This window comes from Thiohalobacter thiocyanaticus (assembly GCF_002356355.1).
GTDB lineage: Bacteria > Pseudomonadota > Gammaproteobacteria > Thiohalobacterales > Thiohalobacteraceae > Thiohalobacter > Thiohalobacter thiocyanaticus_A.
Genome location: NZ_AP018052.1, coordinates 2,573,848 through 2,594,298, shown reverse-complemented (window position 1 = coordinate 2,594,298; position 20,451 = coordinate 2,573,848). Strand labels below are relative to the sequence as shown.

Annotated in this window: 13 protein-coding genes; 2 read left to right on the top strand and 11 right to left on the bottom strand. The window is 68.6% G+C overall.

Translation table 11 applies throughout. The features are described from left to right. Positions 1–4: 4 nt before the first annotated feature. Entirely contained in the window at positions 5–2,812 is a 2,808-nt protein-coding gene (locus CFK21_RS11950; protein ID WP_096366869.1) for a 1-acylglycerol-3-phosphate O-acyltransferase, read from the bottom strand. Positions 2,813–2,887: 75 nt separating this feature from the next. Here CFK21_RS11950 and xerD point away from each other — a divergent pair, with 75 nt between their 5' ends. Then, positions 2,888–3,781 (top strand): site-specific tyrosine recombinase XerD, encoded by an 894-nt coding sequence (xerD, locus tag CFK21_RS11945; protein ID WP_369801269.1) that lies wholly within the window; start codon positions 2,888–2,890, stop codon positions 3,779–3,781. A gap of 106 nt (positions 3,782–3,887) precedes the next feature. Continuing rightward, positions 3,888–4,622 (top strand): DsbC family protein, encoded by a 735-nt coding sequence (locus CFK21_RS11940; protein ID WP_096366868.1) that lies wholly within the window; start codon positions 3,888–3,890, stop codon positions 4,620–4,622. A gap of 216 nt (positions 4,623–4,838) precedes the next feature. On the opposite strand, the gene trxA is transcribed toward CFK21_RS11940, so the two are convergent. From trxA to CFK21_RS11890, 10 genes are all read right to left on the bottom strand, one after another. Further along, a complete protein-coding gene (gene trxA, locus CFK21_RS11935; RefSeq protein ID WP_096366867.1) occupies positions 4,839–5,702 on the bottom strand; it encodes a thioredoxin in 864 nt (287 codons plus the stop codon). Positions 5,703–5,853: 151 nt separating this feature from the next. After that, entirely contained in the window at positions 5,854–9,240 is a 3,387-nt protein-coding gene (locus tag CFK21_RS11930) for a UvrD-helicase domain-containing protein (RefSeq protein WP_172844301.1), read from the bottom strand. 349 nt (positions 9,241–9,589) lie between these two features. Continuing rightward, complete coding sequence (locus CFK21_RS15605) at positions 9,590–12,463, bottom strand: PD-(D/E)XK nuclease family protein (protein ID WP_157745649.1); 2,874 nt, start codon at positions 12,461–12,463, stop codon at positions 9,590–9,592. Positions 12,464–12,648: 185 nt separating this feature from the next. Continuing rightward, complete coding sequence (gene fdxA, locus CFK21_RS11920) at positions 12,649–12,972, bottom strand: ferredoxin FdxA (RefSeq protein WP_096366865.1); 324 nt, start codon at positions 12,970–12,972, stop codon at positions 12,649–12,651. An 85-nt stretch (positions 12,973–13,057) separates the two neighbouring features. Then, the gene (locus tag CFK21_RS11915; protein ID WP_096366864.1) at positions 13,058–14,110 is read right to left on the bottom strand and encodes a response regulator; all 1,053 of its coding nucleotides are present in this window, start codon (positions 14,108–14,110) and stop codon (positions 13,058–13,060) included. Positions 14,111–14,123: 13 nt separating this feature from the next. After that, positions 14,124–15,155, bottom strand: coding sequence for a chemotaxis response regulator protein-glutamate methylesterase (locus tag CFK21_RS11910; RefSeq protein WP_096367604.1), 1,032 nt, complete (start codon positions 15,153–15,155; stop codon positions 14,124–14,126). A gap of 164 nt (positions 15,156–15,319) precedes the next feature. Next, positions 15,320–18,031: a hybrid sensor histidine kinase/response regulator gene (locus CFK21_RS11905; RefSeq protein WP_096366863.1), complete on the bottom strand. Its 2,712-nt coding sequence runs from the start codon at positions 18,029–18,031 to the stop codon at positions 15,320–15,322. Further along, on the bottom strand, positions 18,028–18,717 hold the full coding sequence (locus CFK21_RS11900; protein ID WP_096366862.1) for a chemotaxis protein CheW: 690 nt from the start codon (positions 18,715–18,717) through the stop codon (positions 18,028–18,030). Before CFK21_RS11900 ends, CFK21_RS11905 begins: the two co-directional genes overlap by 4 nt. Next, on the bottom strand, positions 18,714–19,985 hold the full coding sequence (locus CFK21_RS11895; protein WP_096366861.1) for a CheR family methyltransferase: 1,272 nt from the start codon (positions 19,983–19,985) through the stop codon (positions 18,714–18,716). Before CFK21_RS11895 ends, CFK21_RS11900 begins: the two co-directional genes overlap by 4 nt. Continuing rightward, the gene (locus CFK21_RS11890; protein ID WP_096366860.1) at positions 19,976–20,440 is read right to left on the bottom strand and encodes a chemotaxis protein CheW; all 465 of its coding nucleotides are present in this window, start codon (positions 20,438–20,440) and stop codon (positions 19,976–19,978) included. The genes CFK21_RS11895 and CFK21_RS11890 overlap by 10 nt, the downstream gene beginning before the upstream one ends. Positions 20,441–20,451 lie beyond the last annotated feature (11 nt).

Here is a 20,451-nt window from a genome sequence, read left to right as displayed (position 1 = left end):
CTCGTCACATACCCGGGTCCCGGACCAGATCCGGTTCCGCGCACTGCGCCAGGATCACCGCCCGCGCCCGGTCGCGCAGCGCGATGACCGCGCTCCAGCCTTCGCCCGCGGACGCGAGCGGCTCGCCGGTATGGACTTCCACCCGGCCGCGGCGCGGGAACCAGCGGTCGCCGCGCAGGATCTGCCGGGTGCCGCGGATGGCCACCGGCAGCACCGGGGTGGCGGTGTCCACCGCGATCTGGAAGGCGCCCGGCTTGAAGGCGAGCAGGCCCGGGGCGGCGGTGAAGGTGCCCTCGGGGAAGAACACGATGCCGTTGCCCTGCTGCACCCGCCGTACCAGCCGTTCACTGGCGGCGATGCTCTCCCTGACGTCGTCCCGCTGCACGAACTCGTTGCCGAGCCTGCGCAGTACATGCCGCATCAGCGGAAAGCGGGCCAGTTCCTGCTTGGCGACGAAGTGCAGTGGGTGGTCGTAGGCGGCGGTCAGCACGATGGCATCCAGGTAGCTGGCATGGTTGGCGACCACCACCAGGGCGCGGTCGCGCACGAAGCGTTCCCGGTGCCTGACGTCCAGGCTGATGCCGGCCAGCCACAGGCCGGCCCGGGCCCCCCAGTGGGCGCTGCGCTGCGCCAGGCGTCGGCTCGGCAGGACCAGTACCAGCAGCCCGACCGCCAGGGCGCACAGGCCGAACAGGCTCCAGGCCCAGCCGGCATAGAGGAGGTCGACGCTGTGGTGGAGCAGGCGCCGCAGCCCGGTCATCGCGGCCCCGGCATATAACCTGGTTTTAAGCCGCCTTTCCACCTGTCCGGTCTCGCCGCCCTCGCCCAGTTTCCCCTGCTCGTAGAGGTGACGGCAGTCGCGGCGGCGGATCTTGCCGCTGGAGGTCTTGAGCACGCTGCGCGGCGGGGCCAGAACCACGTCGTCGACCGGCGTCTCCAGCAGGTCGATGCCGAGTTGGCGGATCTGTTCACGCAGTCGCTCTCGGGTGTCCGGGTCGCGCTCGCGGGTCTCGGCCAGCACCACCAGGCGTTCGGTATCCTCCTCCGCGGAGTTGGCGCCGAACACGGCCACCGAGCCCTTGCGGATGCCCTCCAGGTCGCCCACGGCCTGTTCCAGTTCATAGGGATAGAGGTTGCGTCCGGCGCGGATGATCACGTCCTTGGTGCGGCCGGTGATGAAGATCTCGGCATCGGCCAGGTAGCCGAAGTCGCCGGTGTTGCGCCAGTCGCCGCGGCACAGTCCGGCTGTGGCCTCGGGATTGCGGTAATAGCCGGCGCTGGCGGAGGGGCCGCGGAACTGGATCTGTCCCTGCACCCGCTCGGGCAGCGGCTGATCCTGCTCATCCACCACCCGGATGGCGTGGTCGGGCAGGGCCCGTCCGCCGCTGACCACGGCCAGGGCCTGTGGCTGGTCGGCGGCGACTGCGTCGGCGCGATTCGTGGTTGCCAGGCGTTCGCGGTCGATGTGATCGATGCGCGGGCCGCGCTCCAGCGGCGGGAAGGCGAGTCCCACGGCGTTCTCGGCCAGACCGTAGACCGGGGTCATGGCCTGACGCCGGAATCCGAGCGGTTCAAACCGTGTTATGAAATCCTCCAGGGTGCCGGCATGCACCGGCTCGGCACCGTTGAAGGCCAGCCGCCAGCTGGACAGGTCCAGGCCCTCGAGGTCGGCATCCTGCAGTCGCGAGGCGCACAGCTGGTAGGCGAAGTTGGGTGCGGCCGACAGGGTCCCGCCGTGACGGTCAATGAGTTGCAGCCAGCGGATCGGCCTGGCGATGAACGACAGGGGCGACATCAGCACCAGCGGGATGCCGTGATAGAGCGAACCCAGGCAGGCGCCGATCAGGCCCATGTCGTGATACAGCGGCAGCCAACTCACAAACACATCGTCGGCCGTGGCCGCGCTGGCCTCGCCCATGGCACGTACATTGGCCAGCAGGTTGGCGTGGCTGAGCATCACCCCCTTGGGGGTGCCGGTGCTGCCGGAGGTGTACTGCAGCAGGGCCAGGTCCGCGCCGCCGCCGGGCAGGAAATGTTCGGGCGCGGCCGCGCGGTAGTGCTCGGGCGTATGCACCGCCTGCAGGGATTCAACCTGCTGCTGCAGCCGCTCGGCGAAGGGCGCGACCTGGTCATCGGTGATCAGCAGCCGGGCGCCGGCGTTGGTCAGGATACTGACCTGGCGCTGCATGAACTCCAGGATGCGGGCGCGGCTGGCCGGCGGGTACAGCGGCACCGGCACGGCCCCGGCCAGCAGGACGGCGTAGAAGCATTCGAAGAAGTCGACGCCCGAGGGCAGCATCAGGGCGACGCGGTCGCCCGGCTCCACCGGGATGCGGCGCAGGTGGCCGGCGACCTGCCGGGCGCGGCTGAACAGCCGGGTGTAGCTCAGGTGCGTGACCTGGTCTTCACTGGCGTAGAAACTGAGATGGGTGCGCTCGCCGTGGTGTTCGGCGTGATGGGCCAGCACCGCGCCCAGGCTGTCGGCGCTCACCGGCAGCGATGCGATGCGCACCTCGCGGTTGGCCGTGGCAGCGGGCGCGGCGGCCGCTGCCGGCGGCGGTGTGCGGCCCAGCAGTTCCAGCCACTGCCGCGGGGTTTCCAGTGGCAGGGCGCGGTCCTGATCGATGGGCAGTTTCAGGTCGCGCTCGATCCGCAGCAGCAACTCCAGCCGGCCCAGACTGTCCAGGCCCAGCGTATCCAGCGAACTGTCCCAGTCCACCCGCGGCGGCCGGCGGCCGGGCTGGGTTTCCTCGACCAGCTGCTGGACCAGGGCCAGGAAGCGTCTGGCGATATCGGTGTCGGACTCGGTCATGGGTACGGACAATGGACAGGTTTACGGCCACGATGCCATAGTAACCGGGTGATTTCACCGGATACCCTCCCAGCGCTGCCGGAATCCGATCGTCAGGAGATCGAGGGCTTTCTCGACCGCCTGTGGATGGAGGCGGGTCTGAGCGAGCATACCCTTGCCGCCTACCGCAGCGACCTGAGCCAGTTTGCCCGCTGGCTGGCCGGACGCGGCTGCAGCCTGCGGCAGGCCGGCCAGGCCGACCTGCTGGCCTACCTGGCCCACCGCGCCGGCAATGCCAAGGCGCGCAGCGCCGCTCGCGGCCTGTCCAGCCTGCGCCGCTTCTACCGCTTCCAGGTGCGCGAGGGTCGGCGCCGGGACGATCCCACTGCGCGCATCGACTCGCCCAAGCTGGGCCGGCCCCTGCCCAAGGCGCTGACCGAGGCCGAGGTGGAGGCCCTGCTGGATGCACCGGACACCCGCACTGCCCTGGGGCTGCGCGACCGCACCCTGCTGGAACTGGTCTATGCCTGCGGCCTGCGGGTGAGCGAACTGATTGCGCTCACGCTGCCGCAACTCAACCTGCGCCAGGGGGTGGTGCGGGTCACCGGCAAGGGCAACAAGGAACGGCTGGTGCCGCTGGGCGAGGAGGCCGCCGGCTGGGTCGAGCGTTATCTCGGGCAGTCGCGGCCGGCACTGCTGCGCGGCCGGGTCAGCGATTACCTGTTTCCCGGCCGCGGTGGTGCGCCCCTGACCCGCCAGGCCTGCTGGCACCGGATCAAGCGTTATGCCCTTGCGGCCGGCATCCGCAGTCCCATCTCGCCCCACACCCTGCGCCACGCCTTCGCCACCCATCTGCTCAATCACGGTGCCGACCTGCGCGTGGTGCAGCTGCTGCTGGGCCACAGCGACCTGTCCACCACCCAGATCTACACCCACGTGGCCCGGGCCCGGCTGCAGCAGTTGCATGGCGAGCATCACCCGCGCGGCTGATCGCGGTGTGCGGTTGAAATGTGTAAACTTTCCGTCCCATCCGGCGTCTATACTGGCGAACCCACTGGGCAGACGCCTTTCCCGACCATTGCAGAGATTGTGATTTATGTCTGATTTGAAACGAATTGTGGCCGGACTCACGGCCCTGCTGGCGAGTCTTGTCAGCGTACCCGCACTGGCGCTGGAACTGCCGGAGAAGGTCAGCCAGGCGCTGGAGGACTTCCAGCCCGGGCGCAGTCCGGACGCGGTCAGGGAGGGGCCGATCGCGGGCCTGTACGAGGTCGCCTATGGGGCGCAGATCTTCTATGTCAGCGCCGATGGTCGCTTCCTGTTGCAGGGCGCCTTTCTCAATACCGAGACCGGCGAGAACGTGACCGAACAGCGCCGGGGCGAACTGATCCAGGCCGAACTGCAGCGCATCGGCGAGGAGCGGATGGTGATCTTCGCCGCCGACAAGCCCGAGCACACCGTGACCGTGTTCACCGACATCGACTGCGGCTACTGTCGCAAACTGCACCAGGAGGTCGATGAGCTCAACGCGCGCGGCATCACGGTGCGCTACCTGTTCTTCCCCCGCAGTGGTCCCGGCACGCCGTCCTGGCGCAAGGCCATCTCGGTCTGGTGCGCCGATGACCGTCAGCAGGCCCTGACCGACGCCAAGAACGACAGGCCCGTGGCGACCGCGCACTGCGACAACCCGGTCGACGCACACATGGAACTGGTGCGTGGTTTCGGCCTGCGCGGCACTCCCGCCATCGTCATGGAGGACGGCAGCATCATCCCCGGCTATGTGCCGGCGGAGAAGCTGGCTGCCGCGCTGGACGGCAAGCCCTTGCGATGATGTAGACGCAAGAGACAAGGTGCAAGGATCAAAGGGGTTTGACTTGAATGGCACTTGGTTGGCTGTCATTGCGAGCGCAGCGTGGCAATCTCATACTGCAGAATCAATTGATTGGAGATTGCCACGTCACTTCGTTCCTCGCAATGACGGGTGTTATGTGGCTTAACTAAGCGCCATTCGGGTTTGACTTGTATCTTGTATCCTGAATCTTGTATCTCATAACAGGTAATTGGACATCTGCCGCCGGTAGCGGCTGACCAGTTCGCCCTGGTTGCCGAGGATCTCGAAGATGTCGATCAGACCGCGCCGGGCGATGCCCTCGTTGTAGTTCTTGTCCCGCTTGAGGATCTCCAGGTATTGCTGCATGGCGGCCTCGTAGTCGCCGGCCAGGGCGTGGCGGGCGGCCAGCTGTTCGCGCGCCTGCAGGTTGGCGCCGTCGTCGGCGACCTGCTGTTCGAGCGCTGAGGTATCCGGCGCATCCTCCGCCGCCCGTGCCAGTTCCAGCTGCGCGAACAGACGCTTGGTTTCGTCTTCTTCCTGGATTGCCAGCGGCAGGCTGGCCAGGGCCTTGCGCGCCTCCTCCAGCCGGCCGATGCGCATGGCGATGCGGGCGATGTCGAGCTGGATGCGGCTGTTGTCGGGGTCGTCGGCGGCGGCGATCTGCAGCATGCCCAGGGCCTCCTCGCCCTGGCCGGCCTCGGCCCTGGCCAGCGCCTGCTCGCGCACCGCGTCGGAGGGGCGCGGCAGGTAGCGGTCCAGCAGTGCGCGCAGGGCGGACTCGGGCTGGGCGCCGAGGATCTCCTCGACCACCTGGCCGTCGCGGAACAGCTTCATGGTGGGGATGCTGCGGATCTGGAAATACTCGGCCAGTCCGCGCTCGGCCTCGGTGTCGACCTTGGCCAGCAGGAAGCGGCCGGCGTATTCCTCGGCCAGCTGCAGCAGCACCGGTAGCTGCATCTGGCAAGGGCCGCACCACTCGGCCCAGAAATCGACCAGCACCGGGACCCGGCGGGAGTTTTCGATGACGACCTGTTCGAAGGTGTCGAGGGTGACATCCACTACGTTCGGATGGTCGCTCATGGGGGCTCCTTCAATACTCTTACTGAATCATTGCATGGATGCATGTAGGTCGGGTTGGCGAAGCGTAACCCGACAGAGATGCTGCGCCGTGAACGTCGGGTTACGCCCTTCGGGCTAACCCGACCTACGAGGTTCGCAGGATATGCAGGTATCAATCGATATCCAGCAGCACCAACTCGCGCGAATGGGTGTAGAGGATACCGCATTCAATGGGCAGTTGCGGCCACAGGCGCCGCGCGCCGGCGGCATAGTAACGCATCTGGCCCTGGAAGGACGCGGCATGCTGCGCGGCCGGCGCGGTGCCCAGCCGATGGGTCTTGTAATCGATGAGCAGCAGCCGGTCGGCCCGGCGCACCAGCCGATCGACGATGCCCTCCACCAGGACGCCGTCGTCCAGGTACTGCAGCGGCACCTCCTTCCAGGCCATTTCATAGCGGGCCGGGTCGAACAGGTCGGCCAGTCCGGGGTGGGCGAGCAGGGCGCGGGCCTCGGCCAGCCAGGCCTGCAGGTCGTCCTGCATGGCATCCCGGCCCGCCCAGGCGGCCAGCCGCTGCAGGGCGACCCCTGCGCTGATCGGGGCCGGCGCGCTCAGCCACTCCAGCAACAGGTGCACCGCCTGGCCGCGCAGGCGGCCGTCGGCATCGAAACCCTCGCTGTCGGCGATGGTCTCGTTGCGGCGGCTCGGCGCCAGCCGGTCGCGCGGCAGGGCAAATTCCAGCGGTCGGGCCAGGCGCGGATCCGGGGCCGGTGCTTCGGCCGCTGCCGGCGTTGCAACATTCGCCGCCGCAGCCGGCGCCACGCCGGTCTCCAGCACCAGCGGCGTGTCGAGGGCTTGCGTCTCCGGTGCCAGCCCGGTGCGGATCAGGTCGTGCCAGCCGCTGCCGCTGCCCCGGGCCGGGGCGGTGCCGGAGACGATCAGCAGCTGCCGCGCCCGGGTCAGGGCCACGTACAGCAGGTTGGCGTCCTCGCGCGCCTCGGCCTGCTGCTGGGCCGCCTGCCAGTCGCGGCTGATGCGGTCGCGCCGCGCCTGGCCCGGGTTGAGCAGGAAATAGCGGGGGCGCGCGTCGCTTGCCGGCCAGTCCACCAGCGCCTGCCAGGCGCTGCGGTCGCGTTCCGCCGCGGCGGCATCCAGCAGCAGTACCACCGGTGCCTCCAGGCCCTTGGCGCCGTGGATGGTGAGCATCCGCACCCGGTCGCCCGCCGCCGGCGGGGCGTCGTCCGGGGCCTCGTCGCTGCGTTCGCGCAGGCGGCTCAGCTGCTGCAGGAAGCGCGGCAGGCTGGGGTAGCGGCCGCTGTCGATTTCCAGCGCCAGTTCCAGGAATCGCTGCAGGTTGGCCAGTACCTGCGGCCGCAGCGCCGCCGGCGTGGCCGCGGCGTAGCGCGCCAGCACGTCCCCCTCGAAGAAGACCCGGTCCAGCAGGTCATGCACCGGCAGCCGTCCGACCCGTTCGTCCCAGCGCGGCAGGCAGTCGGCGGCCCGGCGCAGGGCTTCCGGCGTGGCCGGATCATCGGCCAGTGCACTCAGCCGGGCCATCCAGTCGCCCTGCTTCAGTCCGGCCAGGCGGACCAGGTCGGCATCCGTGGCGGCAAACAGGGGCGAGCGCAGCACCTGGGCCAGGGCCAGGTTGTTGTGCGGCGCGATCAGGGTCTGCAGCAGCGCCTCCAGGTCGCGCGCCTCCAGGCTGTCGAGCAGGGCGCCGCGGGAGGTGCCCAGGCAGGGGATGCCGGCGTCGCGCAGGGCGCGTTCGTAGTCGGCGGCATGGGTGCGGCTGCGCAGCAGGATCAGGATGTCGCCGTAGCGCACGGGGCGGGCCCGGTCGCCTTCCTCCAGCAGGCAGCCGCCGGCGATGAGCGCCTGGATGCGCTCGGCGGTCTGGCGGCCTTCGCGGTAGTAGCGATCATCCAGCGGCAGTTCCCGCGGCTGGCGCAGCGGATCGCGCAACCCGGTGGGTGCCGGCACCGGTTCGGCTTCAGGTGCGGCCTCGGCCTGGATCAGGGGCAGCAGTTCGACCCGGCCCCACAGATGGGGATGAAAGGTGCCGTGCGGTTCGAAGTGCGGCATGCGGCTGTGCAGTTCGGGCTGGGCGAAGACCCGGTTCACGCAGTCGATGATGGCCGCGGCCGAACGCCGGGAGTGCGTCAGGCTGTGGCGGCGGCTGGCGAGATGTTGTTCCAGCCATTCGCTGGCCGCGCCGAGCAGGCGCGAATCGGCGCGGCGGAAACGGTAGATGGACTGCTTTTCGTCACCGACCAGGAACACGCTGCGCGCCCGCTCGCTGCCGGCGGCCAGTTCCTCCAGCAGCGGCAGCAGCAGGCGCCACTGGGTGGGGTTGGTGTCCTGGAACTCGTCGACCAGCAGGTGATCGATGCGATTGTCGAGCTTGTACTGTACCCAGTGCGCCTGCTCGCTGCGGTTCAATAACTGATAGGCATGCCATTCCAGGTCGCTGAAATCCAGCTGACGCTGGTTGCGTTTGATGGCCTGGAACTGTTCCAGCAGCCGGGCGCCGGCATGATACCAGGCGCGATTGAGCTCCCAGTTGGTGCGGCGCTGGCGGGCGTCGAGCAGGTCGAGGAACTGCTCGCACAGCCGGGTATGCAGTCCCAGCAGCCGTTCCATGCCGTCAGCGCCGAGTTTCTTTTCCAGCGTCTTGCTGGCCTTGCGGCTGAGCGGTTCGCCTTTCTGCGTCAGCAGCGCCGGCCACAGGGCCTCGATGCGCGTCGGTGCCGGTGTGCCGGTGTTCAGGGCGGCATCGATGGCCGCGGCCTGCCGGGTGTGGGTATCGGTCGGATGCAGCAGCAGCAGGTCACGGAACTGCTGCAGCCGCTGACAGGTCAGGTCATTGAAGAAGACCTGTTCCGGATCGGTGTCCGGATCGATATCGAGTTGTTCGCGCAGCCGCTCCCCGGCCCAGGCGACCGGGTCGTCCCGGCCGTCGGTGTAGGCCCACCAGTCGATGCGGTGGGCGAGAAAACTGCCCAGCGCCGTCTGCACGCTGCCCAGACCGCCGCAGCCGTCCATCAGGGTATCCAGTGCCCGTCCGATGTCGCCCTCGGGCGCGGCGGTGGCCTCGGCATAGAGGGCATCCCAGGCGGCGTCGCGGGCGTCGCCTTCGGCCTCCAGCAGTTCGAAGCCCGGCGGGACCCCGGCCTCCAGCGGGAAGCGCTGCAGGATCTCCTGGCAGACCGAATGGAAGGTGGTGGCGCGCAGGTTGAAGTCGGCGCGCAGCAGGGTCTCATAGAGCCGGCGGGCCTGCCGGCGGAGTTCCGGCTCAGGTGCCACGCCCATCTGTTCCAGCAGCGGATCGAGGTCCGCGTCCGGCACCGTGGCCAGCAGACGCAGGCGTTCGGTGAGCCGCTCCAGCATCTCGGCGGCGGCCTTGCGGGTGAAGGTCACCGCCAGGACCCGGCCCGGCTCCACCCCCGCCAGCAGCAGCCGCATCAGCCGGGTGACCAGCAGCCAGGTCTTGCCGGTGCCGGCCGAGGCATGGACGGTGGCGTTGGCCGCCGGCCGGGTCGCATCCAGAGGGGAGTTCATGGCGGCAGAGCATACGTCAGCCCCGCAGGCCGGTAAACTCGGCGGCGGAATGTCGGCGGCAGCGGCGTATTTCCGCCGCGTGAGGGCAGCGATCGCTGCTGCCGACAACAGCTGATTCGATTAAAATATATTGAAAACAGTAAACAAAGTATTATTCCTGGGATGGTACGCCAGCTTTGGCACGGAATTCGCTTGTTTCATGGCGAAACACAGTACAGGGACAACTGTGCAAGCCAGGGGAAGCAACAGGGACAGGTCCGGGACGGACAGGATTACAGGGAAGTAAGGGGACAGGGATGCCCGTGGGAAGGGCGGCCATGCGGCCGCCCTTTTTCTTTATAGTCGGTGTCTACTCATCCCATACCGCCTTGCGGCACAGGCCATCCAGGTCGCAGCGGCGGCAGGTTGCCTCGTCACCCCAGGCCGGCAGGCCGGCGCCGGCGTCGATTTCCGCCGTCACTGTCTCCAGGCGCGCCTGTACCGCCCGGCTGAGGTGATCCAGATCCTCGGTTTCCAATGCAATGCGGTCCTGGATTTTCCTGCCCCTGTCGTCCAGCGGCAGGTAGCTGCTGCGTCTCACCGGCTGATCCAGCAGCAGCCGATAGAAGGGCAGCTGCACGGCCTCGCCGGCCTCGACCTGTTCCTGGTCCGGGGTGTAGCCGGTCTTGTAGTCGAGGATGGCCAGTCCCTCGGCGCCGCGGTCGATACGGTCGAGGCGGCCGCGCAGGGTCAGTTCCGGGTCCAGCGTCCGCTCGATGCGCTGCTCCACTGACTCGACCTGCCAGCCGCGGGCCTGCCGGATCTGCCAGTCGATGTATTCCGGGATGCGTACCTGCCAGCGTTTGAGCCAGCCGCGGTGCTGGAAGTTGTCTTCCAGATCGCGGGCGAACACCGCCTCGCTGATGCGGTTGAGCAGGGCAGTGGCTGCCTCCCGGTTGGCTTCGGTCAGGGTTTCCGCGAAGGGGCCGGGCAGGCCCCGCACCCGGCCGTGGAAGGCCTCCAGACATCTGTGCACGCGCTCGCCGTAATCCTGTTTCTGCAGTGCCTCGCGGATGGCCTCGGGCGGTTTCAGGCCCAGGCCGTCCGCGGCAAACCAGGCATAGGGACAGTCGATCAGGCGCTGGTGGCTGCTGGCGCTGACCCGGGGCGGGCGCAGGCCCGCGGGCAGGATCGGGCGCGGACGGTCCGGCGGTTCGGGCAGCGGCGGCGGGGCGGCGGGGCGGACCCGGCTGGCGGGCTGGTCGAGCGCGGCGGCCAGCCCGGTGTCTTCCAGGTCGTCATTCCAGGCCAGGCGGTGGAAGCCCTGCAGCAGTTCCAGCCAGGGGCTGGGCAGGACCGGCTCGCCCTGATCCTCGCGCCGGTGGGTGAGCAGGACCTGCCCGGCAGCGCCGAGCAGGCAGCGGAACAGGGCGAAGCGCCGGTCCAGGCGTTCGCGCCACACCGGCAGGCCCAGTTCGCGCCGTACCCGGTCGTTGAAGAAGGGGCCGGTGGGCGGACCGCCGGGCAGATGCCGGGCATCGCAGGCGGCCAGGATCAGCCCGTCGAAGCGCAGGCCCTGGCTCTGCTCCAGCGACAGCAGCCGCACCGGGCCGCCGGTGCCGGGCGGCGTGAAGTGGGCCGTCTCCAGGCTGCGGCCGAACCAGGTGCGGAACTCGGTCCAGTCGAGTTCCAGCGGGGTCAGGTTCACCGCGCTGTGCAGCCGCTCCCACACCCGCAGGATGCGTTCGCCCGCCGGATCCTGTTCCAGGGCGCGCCACACGCCCAGTTCGTCCAGACTGTCGCGCAGGGCCTGCAGGAGTCGTTCGGCGGGATGTCTGCCGGTCAGGCATTCGCGCAGGCCCGCGGCGGCTGACTCCAGCCGGTCGAGCAGGGCGAACAGGCCCTGGTACTCGGCGGCCGGCCAGTCGCCCAGCAGTTCCTGACGGGTGCCCAGCTGCCGGCGGTAGCGGGGGATGCCGCGGGCGATGCGGCCCTGCAGGATGACATCCTGCTCCAGCCGGTAGACCTGCAGCAGGTGCTGTTCGCGGTCGGCGCCGCTGGCGAAGGGGGATTTGAGGAAATCCAGCAGCGGCCGGTGTTCGAAGTCCTGCTCCACCGATTCCAGCCAGCGCTCCACCACGGTGGCCGCGCTGGTGGTGGACAGGGCCCAGCCGCCGGTATCGTTGAGCGTCACCCCGGCGCGCTCCAGCAGGGCGCGCACCCGCCGCGCCAGGCGCCGGTCCTCGGTGACGATGCCCAGGCGGCGCCGGCCCTCCAGCAGCCACTGGCGGATGCGCAGTTCAATGGCGCGCGCCTCCTGCTCGGCCGAATCGGCACCGAATACCGCCAGCTGCCCCTGCAGCGGGCTTGCCGGATGCGCCGCGGCGAACTCCAGTGCGCGCCGGCGCAGCTCCGGTGCGGTCCCGGTGTCGGCATAAATGCTGTCCAGACAGCGGGCCGCGGGCGGTGTGGGGTCGGCAACGATGTCGATGCCGGGGCAGAGCGCGTCCAGGGCGGTGTTCCCGTCCTGGCGCAGCCACAGGCAGTCCGGGTGCTGCAGGCGCTGCGCCAGCCAGGCGCGTTCGGCGCTGTTGAGCTCCGGTTCGCCTACCAGCACCAGCCCGAGTTCACCGGCGGCCGGTACAGCGGCCTGTATCAGGCACTGCAGCCTGGCCCGGGCCGGATCCTCGACCCGGAGCGCGGCAAGCTGCTCATGCCAGGCCCGCCACAGACGGTGGACGATCCCGGCCTCGCGTTCCAGTGCCGGCGGGGGGCGGCCGGCGATGCGGTAGGCCTGCCCCAGACGCCGGTGAAAGCCGTCCGCATCCGCCAGTTCGACCCGGTTCAGGGTCAACTCCTGGAACAACTCCAGCAGGTGTTCGGCCAGGCGCCAGGTATCCTCGTCGCCGAACAGCGCCTCGTGACCGCGCAGGGCCTCGACCAGGGCCAGCAGCCCGGCCTCCCGGCTCCAGACCGGCTGCGGGGCATCCAGGTGGGTGTCGAGGTAGTCGGACAGGGTGAGCAGGCGCGGGCCGAGCAGGCTGCCCGGGCCGCCGGCGGGCAGGGCCGCGAGCAGACGGCGGCGCAGGTCGGAGGCCGCCAGCGGCTGCGGCAGGATGACGTTGAGCCGCGACAGATCCGGCAGGTGTTCGTGCCAGCGTTCCAGGATGGCGTGGGCGGCCGCGGCCAGCAGGTCGGTGTGCCAGGGGTGGCGCTGGACCGTGGATACAGGTGATGTGTGCATGTGCCGACCGCGGTCTGGTAGTCCGGTAGGGTGGGTGAAGCGCAGCGCAACCCATCGCAGTGGCGGCAAACGATGGGTTGCGGCGCAAACGCCTTCACCCATCCTGCGCCTTCAGGCAGTCCGCAGGTTGGGCTTTACTGCGTTCAGCCCAGCCTGCACCTGACGACGACATCCCACGCCGTCTTCTACTTTTCCAGCAGCTTCAGCTTGTCCGGCTTGCCGTTCCATTCGTCGGCGTCGTCCGGCGCGTCCTTCTTCTGGGTGAGCACCGGCCAGTTCTGCGCCAGTTCAGCGTTGAGTTCGAGGAAATGCTCCTGGCCCTCGGGGATGTCGTCCTCGGCGAAGATCGCCTCGGCCGGGCATTCGGGCTCGCACAGGGTGCAGTCGATGCATTCCTCCGGATCGATGACCAGGAAGTTGGGGCCTTCGTGGAAGCAGTCGACCGGGCAGACCTCGACACAGTCCGTGTACTTGCACTTGATACAGTTCTCAACCACGACAAAGGTCATAACGGGCTCCGTAATCAGTTCCGGTCAACGGCCCGTAATGATAGGGGATTACGCAGGGTTTGGCGAGACCGGCCGGGCGGCCGGGTCAGCCCGCGACGGGGATGTCGGACTTGACCACGATGCGGTTGCGGCCCTGGCTCTTGGCCTCGTAGAGGGCGGCATCGGCCTGCTTGAGCAGGTCGTCGGGCAGGCCGCCGCGCGGACTGGCGGTGGCGATGCCGATGCTGAGCGTGATGCGGTCGGAGACCTTCGAGGCCTCGTGCTCGATGTTGAGGTCGTGGATGACCTGCTGCATCTTCTCGGCCACCTGCAGCGCGCCTTCCTCGTCGGTGTCGGGCAGGATCACTGCGAATTCCTCGCCACCGTAGCGGGCCACCAGGTCGGAGGGACGGTGCACGACATGATCGAGTTCGCGCGCCACGACCTTGAGGCAGTCGTCGCCGAGCTGATGGCCGTGGGTGTCGTTGTAGAGCTTGAAGTAGTCGATGTCGATCATGACCAGCGCCAGGCCGGTGCAGTTGCGCAGGGCCCGCTGCCATTCCTTGTCCAGCATCTTGTCGAACTGGCGGCGGTTGGCGATGCCGGTCAGGCCGTCCAGCGAGGACAGGCGCTGCAGCTCGCGGTTGCTTTCCTCGAGCTGGGTGTTGCTTTCCTCGAGCTGGCGCTGGATCTCGCGCAGGGCGTGATAGGCCGCGTCGCGCTCCTTCTGCAGCAGGTAGCTGCGCGAGTGGGCGCGGACCCGGGCCACCAGTTCGATCTTGTCCGGCAGCTTGACCAGGTAGTCGTTGGCGCCGCAGCTGAAGGCGTCGCTCTTGATGGACGGATCCTCCTTGCTGGAGAGCACGATCACGGGGATGTCCTGGGTGACCGGGTTGGCGCGGTAGAAGCGCACCAGCATGATGCCGTCGATCTCGGGCATGACCAGGTCCTGGAGGATGGTCGTGACCTTGAGCTCAGTGGCCATCTGGATGGCGTTGCGCGGGTCCTGGCAATAGTGCAGCTCGATGCCCGGTTCATCCTCCACCATGCGGCGGATGCCCTCGGCCACCATCTCCTGGTCGTCGACCAGCAGCACCACGCACGGCTGATCCGTGTCGGTCTCGCTGGCCTGCGGCTGCATGAGTGCGGATTCCTTCATGAGCTGTGTGATGCTATCCCTTGTTGCGGCTGATCGCCTCTTCAATGGCGACGGCAATCTGATTCAACGGCAGGATTTCACTGGTTGCCTGCAGGTCGGCGGCGGTTTTGGGCATGCCATAGATGGCGCTGGTCTCACGATCCTGCGCGATAGTATGACAGCCGGCCTGTTTCAGGGCCAGCAGCCCGGCGCCGCCGTCGCGGCCCATCCCTGTCAATAAGATACCAACGGCATGATGCGTCCAAAATTGAGCCATGGATTCGAAAAAAACGTTAACCGACGGGCGGTAGGGGTAGTTTTCCGGCTCCCGGGCGTAGCCCAGGCGCTGCCGCTCGTCCATCACCAGATGGGCCTCGCCGCCGCCGGCGACCAGCACCTGGCCGACCCGGACCGGGTCGCCCTGGCGGGCCAGACGCACCGGCAGGGCCACTTCCTCGTCCAGCCAGCGGGCGAAGCTGGGCGCGAACTGCTCGTCCACGTGCTGGATGATGACGAAGGCGGCCGGGAACCCGTCCGGGAAGGCCGACAGGATGGTGCGGATGGCGGCCGGCCCCCCGGTGGAGGCGCCGATGGCGACCAGGTACTCGCCCCGGTGCGGTACGGCCGGCGGTGGCGGCTGCGGCCGGTCCAGCGGCTGGACCCGCCGCGTGGCCTCGACCAGCCGGGCGATGGTGTCGAGCTTGTAGAGCAACTGCTCCCGGCCCTCCTGTTCGCCCGACAGCCCCAGTACCGGGGTGTTGATCGCGTCCAGGGCGCCCGCGCCCATGGCCTCGAACACCCGTGCGGCGTTGGTGTTCACGCTGGAGGTGACGATGACGATGGCGCAGGCGGCCCGCTGCATGATCCGCCGGGTGGCCTCCACGCCGTCCAGTTCCGGCATGATCAGATCCATCAGGATGATGTCGGGTTTGTCCTGTTCGGCCAGTTCCACGGCCTGGGCGCCGTCCTCGGCCACCCAGGCGATGCGGTAGCGACCGCTGGCCAGGATCAGCTGCTGCAGCACCTGGCGGGCAAGCGGCATGTCGTTGACGATGGCGATACGCAGCATGTGCGGTTAACTCCGTTTAAACAGCAAAAAAGCAACTCAAAAAAACAAATCATATGCAGGTCGGGTCAGCGGCAGCGTAACCCGACAGGCATGGCGGCCAGCGTCGGGTTACGCCCAGCGGGCTAACCCGACCTACGTCTGCAGACCCGAATAAAACACGCTCACGGCTCCCCGATCAGGTCCTGCACGGCATCGATCAGGGTGGCGTCCTGGAAACTGCCCTTGGTCAGGTAATAGTCGGCACCGACCTCCAGCCCGCGGGTGCGGTCCTCGTCGCGGTCCTTGTAGGAGACGATCATCACCGGGGTATGTTTCAGGTTCGGGTCCTGCTTGATCTGGCTGACGAACTCGAAACCGTTCATGCGCGGCATGTCGATGTCGCTGATGACCAGGTCATAATCACCCATGCGCACGGCGTTCCAGCCGTCCATGCCGTCGACGGCCACCTCGACCTGGTAGCCGATATTGGCGAGCATGTTGCGCTCGACCTCGCGCACGGTGATGGAGTCGTCCACCACCAGGATGCGCTTGCCGGTCTTGACCGCCTGGTGCGAACGGGCCTGTTCGATCCGGTCCAGACGCCCGCCGGCGATCACCAGGTCGGCCGAGCGCAGCAGATCGTCCACATCCAGGATCAGACAGGGACGGCCGTCTTCCAGTATGGAGCAGGCGGCGATGTCCTTGAGCTTGCCCAGGCGCTGATCCAGCGGGTTGACCACCAGCGTCCGTTCGCCCAGGAACCGGTCGACCACGAAGCCGTAGCGGTCCAGGCGCTCGCCCAGCACGACGATGCAGGCCTCGTCTTCATCCGGCGGCCCCTCGGGCAGGCCCAGCAGCTGGTTGGCCGCCACCAGGCCGATGTGATGATTGCCCAGGGTGAAGTACTGGCGCCCCTCCAGGACCTGGATCTGGCCGCGGTCGAGCTTGAGCGTGCGGTTGATCTGGGCCAGCGGCACGGCATAGGGTTCGCCGGCGATCTCCACCAGCAGCGAGCGCATGACGGAAAGCGTGAGCGGCAGCTGCATGTGGAAGCGCATGCCCCGGCCCGGGTGCGAGACCGCGTTGACCAGGCCGTGCATCTCCTGGACCACGCTGTGCACCACGTCCAGACCGACGCCGCGCCCGGAGATCTCGGTGACCTCGCTGCGGGTGGAGAAGCCGGGCAGGAAGATGAACTCCATCAACTCGGATTCGCTCAGATCCTTCGCCATTTCCGCGCTGACCAGCTGCTTGTCCACCACCTTCTGCCGCAGCAGCTCCAGGTCCATGCCGCGGCCGTCGTCCTCGACGATGATCGACAGCATCCCGGCACTGTGTATCGCCTCCAGACGCAGCCGCGCCTGTTCCGGCTTGCCGGCCGCGGCGCGCGCCTCCGGCGTCTCGATGCCGTGATCCAGGGCGTTGCGCAGCAGGTGATTGAGCGGCGCCTCGATCTTTTCCAGGATGTCGCGGTCGACCCGGGTCTCCAGCCCGCGGATGTCCAGCCGCACCTGCTTGCCCAGCGCGCGGCTGATGTCGCGCACCATGCGCTGGAAGCCATGCACGCCGTCGGCGAAGGGCCGCATCCGGCTGGCCACCACCTCGCGGCTGAGCCGGCCGGCCAGGTTGTGGGTGCGGCGGTCGTATTCCTCCAGTTCACCCAGGCGATCGCTGAGCAGATGCCGGCAGTCGCCGGCCCGGCGCAGGGCGTCGTTGAACAGGTTGCGGCCGAAATCGTCGACCCGGGGCGAGTCCATGTAGTCGCGCAGTCGGTCCAGCAGCCCGATCAGTTCCGACTGATACTGCTTGATGTGCTGCAGGCCGTCGGCGAAGGGCCGCAGCCAGCGCGCCTCGACCTGAACCTCGCCGGCCAGACCCATCAGCCGGTTGAGGCTTTCGCTGGAGACCCGGATGGCACTGTCCGCGGCGTGAGTTGCGCCGCTGCCGGCGGCCGGCTGGGTGGGTTCCGTGCTGGGGGCGGTCGGAGCCGGGGGCTGAACCTCGCGCCCGGCCAGGACGTCGGCCAGCAGGCCGCCCAGCCGGTCGACCTCGCCGGCATGCTGGCGGCACCAGTCACCGATGTCGGGACTCTGGCTCAGGCGCTGCAGCATGTCGGTGCTCTGCAGCAGCACGTCTATCGCCTCGGGACTGGGTTCCAGCCCGCCCTGCTGGGCGGCAACGAAGATATCCTCCATGGCGTGCGCCAGCCGCACTCCGGTGTCGATGCCGACCATGCGGGCCGCGCCCTTGAGCGAATGGGCCGCGCGCATCAACTGCTCGTGGGCGACACTGTCGCCGGGTGCGGATTCCAGCTGCAGCAGTCCGTCCATCAGCATGGCCAGCTGGGCCCCGGCCTCGCCGCGGAACAACTCCAGCATGGCGGGCTCGAGGTTCGCGTCCGGCGCGGCGTCTGCCGCTTGCGCCGCGCCGCCGGAAGCGGCGGACCCGGGGGTGACCGGCGCGGTGGGCTGTGCGCCGGTGGGCGGATCCGTTGCCGCCGCGGCCTCACCGCCCAGGGACTGTACGATGGCGTCGATGGCCGCCTCCTGCTGCTGCAGCCAGGCCGGGTCATCGGCATGGGCGGCGATGCCGCGCACCAGGTCGGTGGCCCGCAGCAGGGCATCGATGTGTGCGGCGGCGGGGGCGCGACGCCCCTGCTGGGCAGTGACGAACACATCCTCCATGGCATGCGCCAGCCGTACCGCCGGCGTGATATCCACGATCCGGGCCGCGCCCTTGATGGAATGGGCGGCGCGCATCAGGCCCTCCAGCGGGGCGCTGGCCGCGGGATTCTCCTCCAGCTGCAGCAGGCCCTCGCCCAGCGCCCGGGTATGGCTTTCCAGTTCCGTGCGGAACAGTTCCAGCATCACCGGGTTGATCGACTGGCCGCTCATCGCAGGCTCCGTTCCAGGCTGTGGAAGATCAGGTCGTCGTCGAGGATCCCTACCTGGACCTCGCGCCAGCTCAGGACGCCGCGGGTGTAGGTGCCGCGGGCCTTGCTCAGCGTCGCCGGCGGGCTGTGCAGTTCACTGTCATGATAGCGATGCAGCCCGTGCACTTCGGTGACCGGGAACACATAACGCTTACCGTCGCGCTGGACCTGGATCATGCGATCGCCGATGCCGACGCTGCCCATGCGCGGGGTGTGGTCGCCGCGCTCCAGCCCCAGCAGTCCGCCGAGCGAGACGCACAGCTGCAACTCGCCGCGCAGGTTGACCAGTCCCTTGACCAGGTTGCCGGGTACGTTCGGCAGTCGCTGCACCGGACGGGCGCCGGTGATCTCGTCGACGCTGCGGCCGTTCAGGCCCAGCCATTCGTCGCCCAGCCGGAAGATGAGGGCACTGCGGTTGTGCCGCTGTGCCGCCGCCGGCGGCTCGGCATAGCTGCGGGTGAACTCGGCGCGCACCGACTCGGCCAGCGGGCGTTCCAGCATGCGTCGGCCAGCGCGGGAATAGACCTCGCAGTTGTGACAGTGCATGAGCTCGGCCAGCCGTGGGCAGGGCTCGCCCCCACGGCGCCAGATGCCGATGCGGTTCCAGCAGTCGTCGATGGTGAATTCCCTGTCGGCACGCGTGTTCATCGTGTATTGGCAGCCTCGCGTTGCTGGCAGCGTTCAAGGCGTTCCTGCATGCGTTGCGCCGCCCGGGCCTCGCCGCGGCGCTGCAGCACCAGGGCCAGGTGCAGCATGGCGGGACAGTGCGCCGGATCCAGGTAGATGGCCTGGCGCAGCAGACGCTCGGCTTCCTCGGGCTCGCCGGCGGCATCACGGATCAGTCCCAGCAGATACAGGGCCTGGGCCTGGGCGCCCTGGGCCTCCAGCAGCTGCTCGCACAACTCGGCCGCCTCGACCAGGTGGCCGTCGTCGGCCAGCCGGGTGGCCTGTTCGAGTTGCTCCACGCCCGGGTCGGCCGCGCTCTGCGGCGGCGCGGCCACGGCCTGCTCCCGCTGGTCGATCCAGTGCGGCCGCGGCTGGCGGCGCGGCCTGATCGGCGTGCGCCGTGACCGGCGCGACTGGCGCAGCCGGGGTGCGTCCGGGACTGCGGCGCCGGCCGTTCCGAGCTCGCGGTGAAAACCGAAACTCTGCGGCAGGTTCAGTGACCGGAAGCCGCGACCGGCGAGCACCCCGGTCTCGGCATGGCCGACGAACAGCAGGCCGTCGCGGCCGAGCAGTCCTTCCAGGATGTCGATGGCCTGCGCCTGGGTCGGGCGGTCGAAATAGATGAGCAGGTTGCGGCAGAAGATCACGTCGTAGGGTGCGCGGTCGCGGCTGAATTCCGGATCGAGCAGATTGCCCTGCTCGAACCGGACCCGGTCGCGGATGTCGGGGTGCAGGTGGTAGCGGTCATCGGTCTGGCGGAACCAGGTGTCACGGTAATCGAGATGGTCGCCGCGGAAGGAGTTCTGGCGGTAGATGCCCAGGCGCGCGGTATCGATGTTGTACCGACTGATGTCCACGCCGTGCACCTCGGTCTGGTCCGGGGCCAGCCCCAGGTCGGCCAGCACCATGGCCAGGGTGTAGGGTTCCTCGCCGGTCGAGCAGGGCAGGCTGAGCAGGCGCAGCCTGCGCTCGCCCGCGCGCGGCAGCCAGTGCTGCTCCAGGTGCCGCTTCAGGGCCTGGAACGGGTGCCAGTTGCGGAAGAACCAGGTCTCGGGGATGACCACCAGTTCGATCAGCTCGCGCATTTCCTCCGGGCTGCTTTCCAGGCGCTGCTGATAGCGTTCGCTGTCGTCGATGTGGGTGCGCCGCATGCGCTCGCGCACGGCACGCTGGATGGCGCTGGAGCCGATGGAGGCGGCATTCAGCCCCATGGTGTCCTGCAGCAGTTGCTCGATCCGGGTCAGCTGCATGCGGCCACGTCCCGGAACAGCAGCGCTTCCACCTCGGGGGTGAGCAGCGCATCCGCCTCCACGGCCTGAAGCAGACCGCGTTCATCGCGGGCCACCCGGCCGAGATAATGGGCATCGGGGATCTCCACCCCGGTGTCGGTGAAGGCCTCCGGCGCCAGCGTGAGGGTTTCCACGACCTGTTCGGCCAGCAGGCCCAGCGGCCGGCTGCCGCCGGCCGTGAGCGGATGGTCGATGACCAGGATGCGGGTGCTGTGCAGGACCCGGCTGGACCGACCCAGCGTCAAGGCGGTCAGGTCGATGACCGGCACCGTGCGGCCGCGGTAGTCGAACAGGCCGGCCACGTATGCCGGTGCCCGCGGCAGTGGACGCAGTTCCACGAAGGGCACGATCTCGATCAGCCGCCCGGTGTCCAGGGCGTAGCGCTGGGCGTCGAGATGAAACAGCACATGAAGCATGGCGGTTGCCG